Origin of the sequence: Pseudoduganella sp. UC29_71 (assembly GCF_042693265.1) — a bacterium.
Classification (GTDB): Bacteria; Pseudomonadota; Gammaproteobacteria; order Burkholderiales; family Burkholderiaceae_D; genus Rugamonas.
Map to the genome: position 1 here is coordinate 1,294,221 of NZ_CP170549.1, position 13,972 is coordinate 1,308,192.

At 65.5% G+C, this 13,972-nt stretch carries 13 protein-coding genes; 4 read left to right on the forward strand and 9 right to left on the reverse strand.

The features are described 5' to 3' along the window. Nucleotides 1-279: 279 nt before the first annotated feature. Nucleotides 280-948, reverse strand: coding sequence for a Crp/Fnr family transcriptional regulator (locus tag ACFJI2_RS05775; protein WP_377704153.1), 669 nt, complete (start codon nucleotides 946-948; stop codon nucleotides 280-282). Nucleotides 949-1,025: 77 nt separating this feature from the next. Between ACFJI2_RS05775 and ACFJI2_RS05780 the strand changes: the two genes are divergently transcribed. Both ACFJI2_RS05780 and ACFJI2_RS05785 read left to right on the forward strand, forming a co-directional pair. Further along, nucleotides 1,026-1,781, forward strand: a complete 756-nt coding sequence (locus ACFJI2_RS05780; protein ID WP_377704155.1) for a class II aldolase/adducin family protein — start codon at nucleotides 1,026-1,028, stop codon at nucleotides 1,779-1,781. 62 nt (nucleotides 1,782-1,843) lie between these two features. After that, nucleotides 1,844-2,755: a bile acid:sodium symporter family protein gene (locus ACFJI2_RS05785; RefSeq protein WP_377704157.1), complete on the forward strand. Its 912-nt coding sequence runs from the start codon at nucleotides 1,844-1,846 to the stop codon at nucleotides 2,753-2,755. On the opposite strand, the gene ACFJI2_RS05790 is transcribed toward ACFJI2_RS05785, so the two are convergent. The 5 genes from ACFJI2_RS05790 to ACFJI2_RS05810 form a co-directional block, all read right to left on the reverse strand. Next, on the reverse strand, nucleotides 2,752-4,113 hold the full coding sequence (locus tag ACFJI2_RS05790; RefSeq protein ID WP_377704158.1) for a diguanylate cyclase: 1,362 nt from the start codon (nucleotides 4,111-4,113) through the stop codon (nucleotides 2,752-2,754). The genes ACFJI2_RS05785 and ACFJI2_RS05790 overlap by 4 nt on opposite strands. 288 nt (nucleotides 4,114-4,401) lie before the next feature. Next, nucleotides 4,402-5,595 (reverse strand): PLP-dependent aminotransferase family protein, encoded by a 1,194-nt coding sequence (locus ACFJI2_RS05795; protein WP_377704159.1) that lies wholly within the window; start codon nucleotides 5,593-5,595, stop codon nucleotides 4,402-4,404. Nucleotides 5,596-5,623: 28 nt separating this feature from the next. After that, complete coding sequence (locus ACFJI2_RS05800) at nucleotides 5,624-6,085, reverse strand: RidA family protein (protein WP_107875277.1); 462 nt, start codon at nucleotides 6,083-6,085, stop codon at nucleotides 5,624-5,626. Between the two features lie 77 nt (nucleotides 6,086-6,162). Beyond that, a complete protein-coding gene (locus ACFJI2_RS05805) occupies nucleotides 6,163-7,095 on the reverse strand; it encodes a DMT family transporter (protein WP_377704161.1) in 933 nt (310 codons plus the stop codon). 1 nt (nucleotide 7,096) lies between these two features. Then, nucleotides 7,097-8,065 (reverse strand): threonine dehydratase, encoded by a 969-nt coding sequence (locus tag ACFJI2_RS05810; RefSeq protein WP_377704163.1) that lies wholly within the window; start codon nucleotides 8,063-8,065, stop codon nucleotides 7,097-7,099. Between the two features lie 97 nt (nucleotides 8,066-8,162). Between ACFJI2_RS05810 and ACFJI2_RS05815 the strand changes: the two genes are divergently transcribed. Both ACFJI2_RS05815 and htpG read left to right on the forward strand, forming a co-directional pair. After that, nucleotides 8,163-9,680 carry a PLP-dependent aminotransferase family protein gene (locus tag ACFJI2_RS05815; protein ID WP_377704164.1) on the forward strand — a complete coding sequence of 506 codons (1,518 nt, stop codon included), beginning with the start codon at nucleotides 8,163-8,165 and terminating at the stop codon, nucleotides 9,678-9,680. 89 nt (nucleotides 9,681-9,769) lie between these two features. Further along, nucleotides 9,770-11,692: a molecular chaperone HtpG gene (gene htpG / locus ACFJI2_RS05820; protein ID WP_377704166.1), complete on the forward strand. Its 1,923-nt coding sequence runs from the start codon at nucleotides 9,770-9,772 to the stop codon at nucleotides 11,690-11,692. A 67-nt stretch (nucleotides 11,693-11,759) separates the two neighbouring features. Here the strand turns inward: htpG and ACFJI2_RS05825 are convergent, their stop codons facing one another. The 3 genes from ACFJI2_RS05825 to kynA all read right to left on the reverse strand — a co-directional run bounded on the left by ACFJI2_RS05825 (nucleotide 11,760) and on the right by kynA (nucleotide 13,965). Continuing rightward, on the reverse strand, nucleotides 11,760-12,332 hold the full coding sequence (locus ACFJI2_RS05825; protein ID WP_377704168.1) for a CHRD domain-containing protein: 573 nt from the start codon (nucleotides 12,330-12,332) through the stop codon (nucleotides 11,760-11,762). Between the two features lie 134 nt (nucleotides 12,333-12,466). Next, on the reverse strand, nucleotides 12,467-13,009 hold the full coding sequence (locus ACFJI2_RS05830; RefSeq protein ID WP_377704169.1) for an RBBP9/YdeN family alpha/beta hydrolase: 543 nt from the start codon (nucleotides 13,007-13,009) through the stop codon (nucleotides 12,467-12,469). 56 nt (nucleotides 13,010-13,065) lie between these two features. Then, on the reverse strand, nucleotides 13,066-13,965 hold the full coding sequence (kynA, locus tag ACFJI2_RS05835) for a tryptophan 2,3-dioxygenase (protein ID WP_377704171.1): 900 nt from the start codon (nucleotides 13,963-13,965) through the stop codon (nucleotides 13,066-13,068). Nucleotides 13,966-13,972 lie beyond the last annotated feature (7 nt).

Genomic DNA, 13,972 nt, shown 5'->3' on the forward strand with positions numbered 1-13,972 from the left:
ATAAGTCCCGCTGCGTGAAAATTGGGCAGGATAACTTTTCCTTTTTAAAACAGTAGCTTAAGCGCGACGGGGTAGGCTTGTTAACAAGCTTGTCCACAGTTTCTGTTAACAAATGATAGGAACCCGGGTCATTAAATTTCCGCCATGGCTGTGCATAACTCAACGTTGCGCGAATTTTAAGCAGTATAAGTTTTTCCTTTTAAAACAAAAGCTTAGTGGGTAGTGGCCAAGCTTCTTAACATGCTTATCCACAGAATCTGTTAACAAAGTCGAGCCCGCTTAGCCGGCGCTGCGCAGGCGTTCCTCGGACAGCAGTTCGATGCTGCGGTAGCCGATGTGGATCGCTCCCTGTTCCTCCAGCAGTTTCAGCTCTTTGGACAAGGTCTGGCGCGAAATGCCCAGCATCATTGCCAGCGCCTCCTGCGACACCGGCACGCGCGGCCGCACCGCGCTGGCCATGGCCGCGTCACCGCGCGCCAGCAACAGCAAACGGCGCACCACGCGCGCGCGGGTGCTGCGCAAGGTCACGTCTTCCATCATGCTGTACATCATGCGCAGCCGCGCCGCCAGCAGCGAGGCGATGGCGCGCGCGAACACGGGCCGCTCCATCAGTGCCTGGAAAGCCTCGTGCGGCAAGACCAGCAGCTCGGACGCGCCAATCGAAGTGGCGTCGTGCGTGCGCGGCAGGCTGTCGATCAGCGAAATCTCGCCGAACCAGGTGCCCGGCTCGATCACGCCGAGGATGGCTTCGCGCCCGTCCTCGCGCAGGGTGGACACCTTCAGCGAGCCGCGCAGCACGGCGTACAGGCCGCCGGGCGGATCGCCCTGGCGGAACAGCATCTCGCTGCGCCGCAGCCGCACCGGCTCGGCGTGGCGCAGCATGGCCTCGCGCACGTCGGCGGGGAGGGCGGCGAACCAGGGATTGGCATTCAGGATGGCGGCAGGCATGGGACGATTGTAAAGAAATTGACAGTCTCCGGTCCAGCGCATCGCGATACTAGCTCAAACAACCCAGGAGACAGCCCATGAACATCCCATCCGTACAACACCTCGTCAGTCCCGAAGAATGGCAGCTGCGCGTCGACCTCGCAGCGTGCTACCGGCTGGTCGCCATGCATGGCTGGAGCGACCTGGTGTTCACCCACATCAGCGCCCGCATTCCCGGCCCCGAGCACCATTTCCTGATCAACCCCTATGGCCTGATGTTCGACGAGATCACCGCCTCGTCGCTGGTCAAGGTGGACAAGGATTGCAACAAGCTGATCGAATCGCCATTCCCGGTGAACCCGGCCGGCTTCGTCATCCACAGCGCGGTACACGCTGCGCGCGAGGACGCGCACTGCGTGATCCACACCCATACCCGGGCCGGCGTGGCGGTGAGCGCGCAGAAGTGCGGCGTGCTGCCGATCTCGCAGCAATCGACCTTTGTGCTGGCCTCGCTGGCCTATCACGACTACGAAGGCGTGGCCTTCCGCGACGAGGAAAAGCCGCGCCTGCAGGACGACCTGGGCCGCGCCAATTTCCTCATGCTGCGCAACCACGGCCTGCTTACCTGCGGCGGCACCGTCGCGGACGCCTTCCTCAGCATGTACATCTTCGAGTCCGCCTGCCAGATACAGCTGGCCGCGCAGGCGGGAGGCGAACTGGTGCAGGTGCATCCGCAGATCGTGCAGGGCGTGGCCGAATCGATGCGCGTGCAGACCAGCGGCCTGGGCGGCGCCTTCGTGTGGCCGGCGCTGATCCGCAAGCTTGACAGGCTCGACGCGGGCTACCGCACCTGATACGCTGGCCACACCAATAATAACGACAGCGAGCCGCGCAAAGCGGCCGCAGGAGACTACCCATGCAAGGCGATTTCGTATCCACCGTACTGCTGCCGGCGTCGCTGGCCTTCATCATGTTTTCGCTCGGGCTGGGCCTGATGCCGGGCGATTTCTCGCGCATCGTCAAGCAGCCGCGCGCGCTGCTGGTGGGCGTGCTGTGCCACTTCGTGCTGCTGCCGCTGGTGTGCTTCGGCATGATCAAGCTGGCCGGGCTGACCGGCGCGTTCGCCATCGGCTTCATGATCCTCGCCGCCTGCCCGACCGGCAGCACCTCCAACCTGCTGACCTACATCGCGCGCGGCGACGTGGCGCTGGCGCTCAGCTTCACGGCCGTGGCCAGCGTGCTCACCATCTTCACGCTGCCGCTGGTGGTGACGTTCGCGCTGAACCATTTCACCGGCAGCGGCCCGGCCGTGCCGGCGCCGGTGGGGCAGATGACGGGGCAGATCTTCCTCATGCTGGGCTTGCCGGTGTCGGCCGGCATGTTGGTGCGCTACAAGCGCGCCGGCTGGGCGATCAGTTTTGAGCCGAAGGCGGCCAGGGTGGCGACCGTGCTGTTCGTGATCATCGTGCTGGCGGCCGTGGCCAAGAACTGGGTGCTCCTGCGCGACAACTTCGCCACGCTGGCCCCGTTCGCCGTGTGCCTGAACCTGCTGATGCTGGGCTGCGGCTTCGGCGCAGCCTGGCTGGCGCGCCTGTCGCGCCGCCAGTCAGTCACGCTGGGCATCGAGACGGCGGTGCAGAACGCCACGCTGGCGCTGGTCATCGCTAGCACCATGCTGAAGCAGGACGCCATGGCCATCCCCGGCGCCGTGTACGGGGTGCTGATGTACGCGGGCGGCCTGCTGTTCGCGTTCGCCATGCGCCGCGTCATGGCCGCAGACCCCGCCGCTGCGATGCCCCTCGCGTGCGCGGAGCAGGCCCGCAGCTAGCGGGCGGCGACGGCCGCTTCGCTGCTCGCTGCGGTCGGGCTGGCGGTCTTGCTGGACTGGACCTGGTTGCGGCCGCCTTCCTTGGCGGCGTACATGGCGCGGTCGGCGGCGACGAACAGGGCTTCGGTGTTTTCCATCTGGTGCGGATGGATGGTGGCCACGCCCACGCTGAGCGTGATCCACGGCGAGGTGATGGAGCGCGGATGCGGCAGCTGCAGCGCTTCCACGTGGCAGCGGATCGATTCGGCCAGCGCCAGCGCGGAGTCGGCGTCGGTTTCGGCGAACAGCAGCACGAATTCCTCGCCGCCGTAGCGCGCGGCCAGGTCGGTGGCGCGCAGCGCGTGCGCGTTGATGGCTTGCGCCACCTGCTGCAGGCAGACGTCGCCGGCCGCGTGGCCCAGGCTGTCGTTGTAGAGCTTGAAGTGGTCCACGTCCAGCACCACCAGCGACAGCGGCGCGCCGCTGCGCATGGCGCGCTGCCATTCCTTTTCCAGGAAGGTGTCGAAGTGGCGCCGGTTGGCGATCTTGGTCAGCGGGTCCACCATGGCTGCGCGCTGCAGCGCATCCTCGGACATCTTGTGGTGGGTGATGTCGTGCAGCAGGCCGATGAACAGCGGCTGGCGCATGAACATCGGCGTCAAGGTCAGGTCCATGCACACCGAGGTGCCGAACTTGTGCCGGATGATCACTTCGCGCGTGCCGTGGCTGTGCGCGGTTTCCGGGTTGGCGGCGTAGCGGCCGAAGTAATCCAGGTATTCCTGCGCCACCAGCGGGTTCAGCAGGTCGAAGATGGTCTTGCCGGCCAGCTCGCCCGGCGCATAGCCCAGGTACTGGTCGCAGGCGGGATTGGTGAACTGGATGCGGCCGTCCGGCTCGATGATGAGCAGGCCCTCGGCCATGGAGTTGACGATGGTGCGCAGCCGTTCGGCCTGCTCCTGCTGCGTTTCGCTGTTCATGCGGATCTGCAGCTGGGTGCGCACGCGGGCGCACACTTCGGCCATGCGCAGCGGCTTGCCGATGTAGTCCACGCCGCCCGTGTCGAAGCCGGCCACCACGTCTTCGGCCTCGTTCTTGGCGCTCATGAAGATAATGGGAATGCGGGCGGTGAGCGGGTTGGCTTTCAGCTGGCGGCAGGTTTCCAGCCCGTCGATGCCGGGCATGACCACGTCCAGCAGGATCAGATCGGGATGCACGCGCTTGGCGATCTGCACCGCGCGCTCGCCCGAGGTGGCAACAAACGTCTGGTAGCCCTGTTCGACCATCATCTTGCGCAGTACGCTGAGATTGGCCGGTGCGTCGTCGACTATCAGGATCGCTGCGTCGCGTCGCGGGGAATAGCTTGAACCGCCTATGGTCATTACTGGTCGCCTGGGTCGAGGGTAACTATCTGTCTAAATCATACCGCTTTGCCAATTCAAATTGTAAAAAAACATGAGTCGCTTCCGGGAAATAAAGGACGAACGTCCGGATTTTCCGGTAATGTTGTTATTGCTGCTATGAAACTATGTAACTTTTAGTATTTTCGGCGGCGTGCAAGGCGGTCCATGTTGTTGTCGGGCAACAGGCGTCGGGGCGGCAGGGAGGGAAGCGTGGGCGGCGAATGCGCCCACGCGGTATTGCGGTATTGCGGTTGCTGCGGCGGCAGCTTACAGGCGGTCGGCGATCAGCTTGCCCAGGATGGCCACGCCGACGCGGATGCGTTCCGGCGGCACGGTCACGAAGGACAGGCGCAGCGTGTTGGTCTCAGGCTCGTTGGCGTAGAACGGCGCGCCCGGCACGAAGGCGACTTTCTGCTTGATGGCTTCGTCCAGCAGTTCCATCGCGTTGATGTGCTTCGGCAGGTTCACCCAGATGAACATGCCGCCTTCCGGCTTGGTCCAGGTGGCGCTGGCCGGGAAGTGTTCGGCCATGGCGTCCAGCATGCACTGGCACTGGTCGCCGTACAGCGTGCGGATGGTCGGGATGTGCTGGTCGAGGAAACCGTCCTTGATCACTTCGTGCACCACCATCTGGGTCAGCTGCGAGGTGTGCAGGTCGGCTGCCTGCTTGGCCAGTTCCAGGCGGCGGATCAGCGCCAGCGGAGCGACCACGTAGCCCAGGCGGATGCCCGGGGTCAGCACCTTGGAGAAGGAGCCCATGTAGATCACGCCGTCCGGGTTCATGGCCACCATCTTCGGCGCCGGTTCGCCCTTGTAGCTCAGGGCGCCGTACGGATCGTCTTCCACCAGCGGCACGCCGAGGCGGGCGCAGGTTTCCACCAGTTCCACGCGGCGCTCGACGGACAGGCTGCGGCCGGTCGGGTTCTGGAAGTTAGGCAGCGCGTACAGCAGGCGCGCGCCGGCGGCCACGCCGTTCAGCGAGGACGGCACCAGGCCGTGCTCGTCGGTGTCCACGGACACGAAGTTCGGACGGTACACCGAGAACGCTTGCAGCGCGCCCAGGTAGGACGGGGTTTCCACCAGCACTTTGCTGCCTTCGTCGACCAGCACTTTGCCCAGCAGGTCCAGCGCCTGCTGCGAACCGGAGGTCATCAGCACCTGTTCCGGCACAATCTTGGCGCCGTTCCTGGACAGCGAATCGGCGATCCACTGGCGCAGCGGCAGGTAGCCGTCGGTCGGGCCGTACTGCAGGGCCACTTTGCCGTTTTCACGCAGCACCTTGTCGAACGCCGCCTGCATGCGCTCCACCGGGAAGGTGGCAGGCGATGGCAGGCCGCCGGCGAAGGAGATGATCTCGGGCTGCTGGGTCACCTTCAGGATCTCGCGGATGAAGGAGCTTTGCATCTGGCTGGCGCGTTCGGAGAACTGCCACTGGAATGGATTCGGGTTTTCGATTTTCATACGATTGCTCTCAGGGGAAGTCGGCGGCTTAGGCGATCTCGGCGATCAGTTCGATTTCAACGCACGAGCCGCGCGGGATCTGCGCCACGCCGAAGGCGGAGCGAGCGTGCTTGCCGGCGTCGCCGAACACTTCGCCCAGCAGCTCGGAGGCGCCGTTGGTGACCAGGTGCTGTTCGGTGTAGTCGGGCGTGGAGTTCACCAGGCTCATCAGCTTGACGATGCGCTTGACGCGGTTCAGGTCGCCGCCGCAGGCCGCTTGCAGCGTGCCCATCAGGTCGATGGCGATGGCGCGGGCCGCTTGCTGGCCTTCTTCCGTGGTGATGTTCTTGCCCAGCTGGCCTACCCATGGGTTGCCGTCCGCTTTTTTGGCGATGTGGCCGGAGATGAATACCAGGTTGCCGGTTTGCACGTACATGACATAGGCCGCGACAGGAGCTGCCGGCGGGGCCAGGGTGATATCGAGCGATTTGAGTTTTTCGTAGACGGACATAGTGGTATTCCAGAAAAGTTGCAAAAGTGGTGGCGGGTAGTGATTATTTGGCCGCGAGACCGTTATTGTACGTCTTTCTAGCTGCGGATCTGCATCTTGCGGCCCATAGCAACTACGGAAATAACGGCCAAAGCGAACAGAATATTGCTCAATTCGATACTTTCGCCCAGAACCAGCGCTGCGCCGACGATGGACAGGAAGGGCTGCACCAGCTGCACCTGGCCCACGCGCGCCACGCCGCCCAGCGCCATGCCGCGGTACCAGAAGAAGAAGCCGATGAACATCGAGAACACGGACACATAGGCGAAACCGGCCCAGGGCAGGGCGCCGGCGCCCAGCATGGCGTCCCACCGGCCCCAGGACTGCCACAGCACCACCGGCAGGACCAGCGGCACGGACAGCAGCAGCGCCCAGCTGATCACCTGCTGGCCGCCCAGGGTCTTGGACAGCTGGCCGCCTTCGGCATAGCCCATCGCGGCCAGCAGCACGGCGGCGAACACGGCCAGGTCGGCCGCGTGCAGGCTGCCGCTGCTTTGGTACAGGGCGAAGCCGGCCACCAGCGAGGAGCCGAGCAGCGCCATCAGCCAGAAGCCGAGCGACGGCTTTTCGTAGCCGCGCAGGGCGGAAAACATGGCGGTGGCCAGCGGCAGCACACCCACCAGCACGGCGCCGTGCGACGCGGGCAGGGTGCGCATGGCGATCGAGGTCAGCCAGGGAAAGCCGATCACGCAGCCGATCGACACCATGGCCAGCTGCGGCAGGGCCGCGCGCGACGGCAGCGGGGCGCGCTGCCACAGCAGCCACAGGCCGGCCAGCAGCGCCGCCACCAGCGCGCGGCCCAGCGCGACGAAGGAGGCGTCGAACGCCGCGACCGCCATGCGGGTGAACGGCAAGGTCAGGCTGAAGATGGCCACGCCGGCCAGGCCGAGCAGCATGCCCCGGGTTTCGGCGGAACGGAGGCCGGGCGCCCCCACGGTGGCCTGACCCCAGGTTTTCACTGGTGCGTTCATCTCAATCCCCCAGCAGCACGCGGCGGAACAGGTCGGCGTCCACGTTGGCGCCGGTCAGCGGCAGGCCGACTTGGCGGCCGCGCACGCGCTCGTCGTCCTTCAGCTTCATGGCCGCCGCCAGCGCCGCGGCGCCCGCGCCTTCGGCCAGGTTGTGCGTGGTGCGGTAGTACAGGCGCATGGCGTGCGCCACGTCGTCGTCGGTCACGCTGACCACGTCGTCCACGAATTCAAAGACCATCTCCAGCGACTGCGCATCCGGCACGCGGCAAGCCATGCCGTCGGCGATGACGGTGCTCACGTCCGCTTCCACGCTGGCGCGCGCCCGGAACGACAGCTGGTAGGCCGGCGCGTGCCTGGACACCACGCCGATGATGCGCGTCTTCAGCCCCAGCGCCTGGCGCGCCGCGATGGCGGCGCAGATGCCGGAGCCCTGGCCGATCGGCACGAACACCGTCTCCAGCTCCGGCTGCGCGCGCAGCAGCTCCAGCCAGCCCGACGCCACGCCCGTCACCAGGTCCGGATGGAAGGACGGTACCATGTGCAACCCGTCGCGCGCCGCCAGCATCTGCGCATGTTCGCGCGCGGCCTGGAAGTCGTCCCCGTGCTCGATCAGCTGCGCGCCCAAGGCCCGCATGGCCGCGTTCTTCTCCACGCTGTTCCCGCGCGGGACCACGATGGTGGCGTGCAGCCCGTGGCGCCGCGCGGCGAACGCCAACGACTGCCCGTGATTGCCGCGCGTGGCCGAGATGATGCCGGCCAGGTCCGGCTCGCGTTCCGCCAGCGCCTTCATGTACACCAGCCCGCCGCGCACCTTGAACGCCCCGGTCGGCGTATGGTTCTCGTGCTTGACCCAGGCTCGCGCGCCCAGCGCCTCGTTCAGCAAAGGCCAGGAAAACTGCGGCGTGGCGGGCATGGCGCCGTAGACGGTGGCGGCAGCGGCGTCGAGTTCGGCGAGGGTAGGCAGGTACATGGTTCGCTTTCAGTAAGGGATGGGTGTATCCTACGTGAGAGCACCAGTACAGTGCCGGTACACTTTTTCACATAATTTCACATACTGTGATGGTGATATGACCAATACAAATCTACAAGATGCACCTGCACAGCCAGCGGCGCGGGCGGCGCGCGTCAAGCCGATCCCGCTGCTGGCGCTGCTGTCGCGCGAATCCGGCGAGTCGCTGATCGACCAGATCGTGCGCTCGGTGGCCGCCCGCATCGACGACAAGCTGCTGCGCAGCGGCGCGCGCATGCCGTCCATCCGCCAGTTCGCCACGGCGCACGGCGTGTCGCCGTTCACGGTGGTGGCGGGCTATGACAAGCTGGTGGCGCGCGGCTACCTGGAGTCGCGCCGCGGCGCCGGCTTCTTCGTGCGCGAACGCTCGCCCATGAACGCGGGCGAACGCTCCGCGCCGGCCGGCGGCGCGCTGGCCACCCTGTCCTCCCCGGCCGACGGCGACGGCGGCCAGCTGGACGTGGTCTGGCTGGTGCGCAATATGTTCCGCCAGGTGCCGCACCAGCAGATGCCGGGCGCCGGCGTGCTGCCGTCCGAGTGGCTGGATGGCGCCAGCATCGCCAATGCGCTGCGCGCCATCAGCCGCCAGAATCCCACGCAGCTGGTGAACTACGGCGTGCCGCAGGGCTTCTTGCCGCTGCGCCAGCAGCTGCAGCACAAGCTGGGCGAACTGGAAATCTCCGCCGCGCCGGAGCAGATCGTCACCACGGCGGGCGTGACGCAGGCGCTGGACCTGGTGGCGCGCGAGTTCACGCTGCCCGGCGACACCATCTTCGTCGACGACCCGGCCTGGTTCCTGATGTTCGGCTCCTTCGCCGCGCTGGGCGCCAAGGTGGTCGGCATCCCGCGCCTGGCCGACGGCCCGGACATCGCCCAGCTGGCGCAGCTGGCCGCGCTGCACAAGCCGCGCCTGTACGTCATCAACTCCGTGCTGCACAACCCCAGTTCCACCTCGCTGTCCGCCGCCAAGGCCTTCCAGGTGCTGCGCCTGGCCGAGGAACACGGCTTCACCGTGGTGGAGGACGACATCTATTGCGACCTGCACCCCGGCAGCGCGGTGCAGCCGGCCACGCGCCTGTCCGCGCTGGACCAGCTGAACCGCGTGATCTACCTGGGCGGCTTCTCCAAGACCATGGCCGCCAACCTGCGCGTGGGCTTCATTGCCACCAAGCCCGAATGGGCGCAGCGCCTGGCGGACCGCAAGATGCTGTCCACCCTCACCACCGGCGAGATCGGCGAGCGGGTGGTGTACAAGATCCTGTCCGAGGGCCTGTACCGCAAGCACGTGGACCGCATCCGTGCGCGGCTGGACGCGCTGCGCGGGCGCACCCTGCGCCAGATGGAGCGCGTCGGCCTGACGGTGGACGTGCTGGCGCCGGCCGGCATGTTCATCTGGGCCGACGCCGGCCGCGACACCAACGTGCTGACCGCGCACGCCATGGCCGAAAACCTGCTGCTGGCGCCCGGCAGCCTGTTTTCGCCCAGCCAGTTGCCGTCCACCCGCATGCGCCTGAACCTGGCCGCCATGCAGGACCCGGCCGTGTGGCGCTTCCTGGAGCGCGAGCTGCAGGCGTAAAATATTGCTCCTTGAAATACGCTCGGCCATCCCCAATTGCCGGGGAGCTAGAGCAACACCCCTATTAAACGAAGACTATTGAGGTAAAAATGGCTGACACCGACAAGCAAACACTGGGTTTTCAAGCTGAAGTCAAACAGCTGCTGCAGCTGATGATTCACTCCTTGTACTCGAACAAGGAAATCTTCCTGCGCGAACTGATCTCGAACGCCTCCGACGCGTCCGACAAGCTGCGCTTCGAGGCGATCAACAACGACGCCCTGTACGGCAACGATCACGAACTGAAAATCAAGGTCAGCTTCGACAAAGCGGCCCGCACCATCACCATTTCGGACAACGGCATCGGCATGAGCCGTGACGAAGCCATTTCCCACCTCGGCACCATCGCCAAATCCGGCACCAAGGAATTCTTCGGCAAACTGTCCGGCGACCAGCAGGCCGACGCGGCCCTGATCGGCCAGTTCGGCGTGGGCTTCTACTCCGGCTTCATCGTGGCCGACAAGATCACCGTCGAAACCCGCCGCGCCGGCCTGGACGCGGCGCACGGCGTGCGTTGGGAATCCTCCGGCGAGGGCGACTACTCGGTCGAGCAGATCGACAAGCCCTCGCGCGGCACCGACATCATCCTGCACCTGCGCGAAGGCGAGGACGAGCTGCTGTCGTCGTGGAAGATCAAGTCCATCATCCGCAAATACTCCGACCACATTTCCCTGCCTATCGTGATGGCCAAGGAGGAGTGGGACGACGAGAAGAAGGAAACCGTCGTCAAGGACGAACTGGAAACCGTGAACCAGGCCAGCGCGCTGTGGGCACGCAACAAGGCCGACATCACGCAGGAACAGTACGACGAGTTCTACAAACATGTATCGCACGACTTTGCCGCGCCGCTGACCTACACGCACAACCGCGTGGAAGGCCGCAGCGAATATACGCAGCTGCTGTACATCCCGGCCAAGGCGCCGTTCGACCTGTGGGACCGCAACAAGCGCGGCGGCATCAAGCTGTACGTCAAGCGCGTGTTCATCATGGACGACGCCGAGCAGCTGATGCCGACCTACCTGCGCTTCGTCAAGGGCGTGATCGACTCGGCCGACCTGCCGCTGAACGTGTCGCGTGAAATCCTGCAGGAATCGCGCGACGTGAAAGTGATCCGCGACGGCTCCACCAAGCGCGTGATCGGCATGCTGGAAGAACTGGCCAACGCCGACGAGCAGGAGAAGAAGGACAAGTACGCCACCTTCTGGAAAGAATTCGGCCAGGTGCTGAAAGAAGGCGTGGGCGAGGACGCCGCCAACAAGGACCGCCTGGCCAAGCTGCTGCGCTTTGCCACCACCAACGCCGACAGCGAAGAGCAGACCGTGTCGCTGGCCGACTACGTGGCGCGCATGAAGGAAGGCCAGGACAAGATCTACTACGTCACGGCCGACAACTACAAGGCCGCGAAAAACAGCCCGCACCTGGAAATCTTCCGCAAGAAGGGCGTGGAAGTGATCCTGATGACGGACCGCGTGGACGAGTGGATGCTGTCCTTCCTGACCGAGTACGAAGGCAAGGAACTGGTGTCGGTGGCCAAGGGCGGCCTGGACCTGGGGGCGCTGGAAGACGAAGCCGAGAAGAAGGAGCACGAGGAAACCGAAACCTCGTACAAGGAACTGACCGAGAAGATGAAGGCCGCGCTGGCCGACAAGGCCAAGGAAGTGCGCGTCACCTTCCGCCTGACCGATTCGCCGGCTTGCCTGGTGGCGGACGAGCACGAGCTGTCGGGCAACCTGCTGCGCATGCTGAAGGCGGCTGGCCAGGCTGCGCCTGAATCGAAGCCCATCCTCGAGATCAACCCGAACCACCCGCTGGTGACGCGCCTGAAATACGAAAACGCGGACAGCAGCCAGTTCGCGGACTGGGCGCACATCCTGTTCGACCAGGCCCTGCTGGCTGAAGGCGGCTCGCTGGCCGACCCGGCCACCTTCGTCAAGCGCCTGAATGAAATGCTGCTGAGCGGCGCGGCCAAGTAAGCCCGCAGCGTCCAGCGTAAAGCCGGCGACCCGCAAGGGCGCCGGCTTTTTTGTGCCGTAGGGCGGGTTAGCCGCCAGGCGTAACCCGCCGGCGCAGCCCGAGCACCGCCGGTATGCCGAGCAGCAGCATGGCCCAGGTTCCCGGTTCCGGCACCGGCGCCAGGAAGCCACGGATTTCGCCGGCGGAATACAGATTGGTGTGGATGTTGAGATAAGCCTCGCCGCTGGCCAGCCCCGCGCCGAAGGCCGCTTCCGCGCCGGCCGTGGTGCCGCCGTTATTGGACAGGAAGGTCGGGCTCCAGCTGGACGCCAGCGAGGTGTCGTAGCTCATCGAATACGAACCGCTGCTCACGCCCAGGGGGAAACCATTGAAAGTGGGCGTTTCCGTCGCCACGCCGGCATTGCCGCTGTTCGGCAGCAAGGTGCAGCAATGGATGTGGGACGCGGTGGTGGTGCCCAGCAGGCCGCTGAACGTCATGTTCACGGTCAGCGTATGCGCGGCTATGTCGAATACGACGACGGTGGAACCGGTGGCGGGCGAGGGCACCGGCGGGTTTTCGGCAGCGCCGCTCAGCGTGCCCGTGTAGGTGACTGGCGCTGCGCTGGCGGCCGCAGCCGCCAGCAGGGCGCAAATTGCCAAACCGATTCTTATTGGTGTCTTCTTCATGGCGCGACCTTTCTTCGAAGTGGGAGAGGGAACCCGGCTTCTTCACTATAGGCCGCAGCCGAAATAATGCAAAGATTGCAATATTCCAATGCTCGAAGGATATTACTCTACCGTTGCGTCTGCGCGCACAGCTCCAGCAGCAAGGCCTCGCCCTCCGGCCACGGGCCGTAGCCGGCGTCGCCGTTGATGTGGCCGGCCGGGCCGATGGAGACGAAACGGCTGCCCCAGGCTTCGGCGAACTGGCGCGCGCGGGCGTCGCTCACATAGATGTCGTCGCTGCTGGAGACCACGACGCTGGGGAAGGGCAGGCGCGCCAGCTGCATGGGCTGGAAGCCGGTGGTGCAGGTGGGATAGGACGGCGCGTCGGTGTCGCTGGGCGCCACCAGGAAGGCGCCGGCAATCTTGTGCCGCGAGCCGGAAGCGGCCCAGCGCGTGACCAGCGAGCAGGACAGGCTGTGCGCCGCCAGCACCGGCGGCCGCTCGCACAGGGCGATGGCCGCATCCAGTTCCGCTACCCATTCATCCCGGTCCGGCGTCTCGTAGTCGCGGTGCGGCACGCGCTGCCAGCCGTGCCTGGCTTCCCAATGCGTCTGCCAGTGCTGCGGCCCCGAGTTCCAGAGGCCGGCCAGGGTGAGGACTGCGAATTCCATGTGTGCTCCGATTGGCGGTTTGTCAGACTGCCAATCTTAACGGATTTTGCAGCGCATCACAGCGCGGTGCGCAGGGAGAACAGTTCGGGGAACAGCACCACGTCCAGCATCTTGCGCAGGTAGCTCACGCCGGCGGTGCCGCCGGTGCCGGTCTTGAAGCCGATGATGCGCTCGACCGTGGTGACGTGGCGGAAGCGCCAGAAGCGGAACGCGGTTTCCAGGTCCACCAGCTTTTCGGCCAGCTCGTACAGCGCCCAGTATTTGGCCGGGTCGCGGTAGACGGCCAGCCAGGCTTCCTTGACCGATTCGTCCGCCTCGGTGGGCAGGCTGGGGTCGCGCGCCAGGCGCTCGGGGGAGATGTGCAGGCCGTTGCGCGCCAGCAGCTGGATGGCGTGGTCGTACACCGAGGGCGAACGCAGGGCCTGGTCCAGGATGGCGTGGTTCTCGGGCGAGGTGGTGTGCACGGCCAGCAGGGCGGCGTTCTTGTTGCCGAGGATGAACTCGATTTCGCGGTACTGGAAGGACTGGAAGCCGGACGAGGCGCCCAGATAGGGGCGGATGGCCGTGTATTCGGGCGGCGTCATGGTGGCCAGCACGTCCCAGGCGTGCACCAGCTGGTCCATGATGCGGGCCACGCGGGCCAGCATCTTGAACGCGGGCGACAGCTCGCCGGCCTGCAAGTTGGCGCACACGGCGTGCATTTCGTGCAGCATCAGCTTCATCCACAGTTCGCTGGTCTGGTGCTGGACGATGAACAGCATTTCATTGTGCTCGGGCGAGAGCGGGTGCTGCGCGGTCAGGATGCGGTCCAGGCCCAGGTAGTCGCCGTAGCTCATGGATTTGCTGAAGTCCATCTGGGCGCCGTGCCACTGTGCGTCGCCGGCGGCGGGGGCTGCCGTGGCGGCTGCGGCGGCGTGCATCGGGCAGCCGCTGGGGATTTCTTTGTTGTCGCTCATTGCGTGC

Excerpts from the sequence above, each read along its gene's own strand:
- htpG (WP_377704166.1), top strand. The coding sequence starts at position 9,770 with ATGGCTGACACCGACAAGCAAACACTGGGTTTTCAAGCTGAAGTCAAA.
- ACFJI2_RS05815 (WP_377704164.1), top strand. The coding sequence starts at position 8,163 with ATGACCAATACAAATCTACAAGATGCACCTGCACAGCCAGCGGCGCGG.
- ACFJI2_RS05810 (WP_377704163.1), bottom strand. The coding sequence starts at position 8,065 with ATGTACCTGCCTACCCTCGCCGAACTCGACGCCGCTGCCGCCACCGTC.
- ACFJI2_RS05805 (WP_377704161.1), bottom strand. The coding sequence starts at position 7,095 with ATGAACGCACCAGTGAAAACCTGGGGTCAGGCCACCGTGGGGGCGCCC.
- ACFJI2_RS05785 (WP_377704157.1), top strand. The coding sequence starts at position 1,844 with ATGCAAGGCGATTTCGTATCCACCGTACTGCTGCCGGCGTCGCTGGCC.
- ACFJI2_RS05780 (WP_377704155.1), top strand. The coding sequence starts at position 1,026 with ATGAACATCCCATCCGTACAACACCTCGTCAGTCCCGAAGAATGGCAG.
- ACFJI2_RS05775 (WP_377704153.1), bottom strand. The coding sequence starts at position 948 with ATGCCTGCCGCCATCCTGAATGCCAATCCCTGGTTCGCCGCCCTCCCC.
- ACFJI2_RS05800 (WP_107875277.1), bottom strand. The coding sequence starts at position 6,085 with ATGTCCGTCTACGAAAAACTCAAATCGCTCGATATCACCCTGGCCCCG.
- kynA (WP_377704171.1), bottom strand. The coding sequence starts at position 13,965 with ATGAGCGACAACAAAGAAATCCCCAGCGGCTGCCCGATGCACGCCGCC.
- ACFJI2_RS05795 (WP_377704159.1), bottom strand. The coding sequence starts at position 5,595 with ATGAAAATCGAAAACCCGAATCCATTCCAGTGGCAGTTCTCCGAACGC.
- ACFJI2_RS05830 (WP_377704169.1), bottom strand. The coding sequence starts at position 13,009 with ATGGAATTCGCAGTCCTCACCCTGGCCGGCCTCTGGAACTCGGGGCCG.
- ACFJI2_RS05790 (WP_377704158.1), bottom strand. The coding sequence starts at position 4,113 with ATGACCATAGGCGGTTCAAGCTATTCCCCGCGACGCGACGCAGCGATC.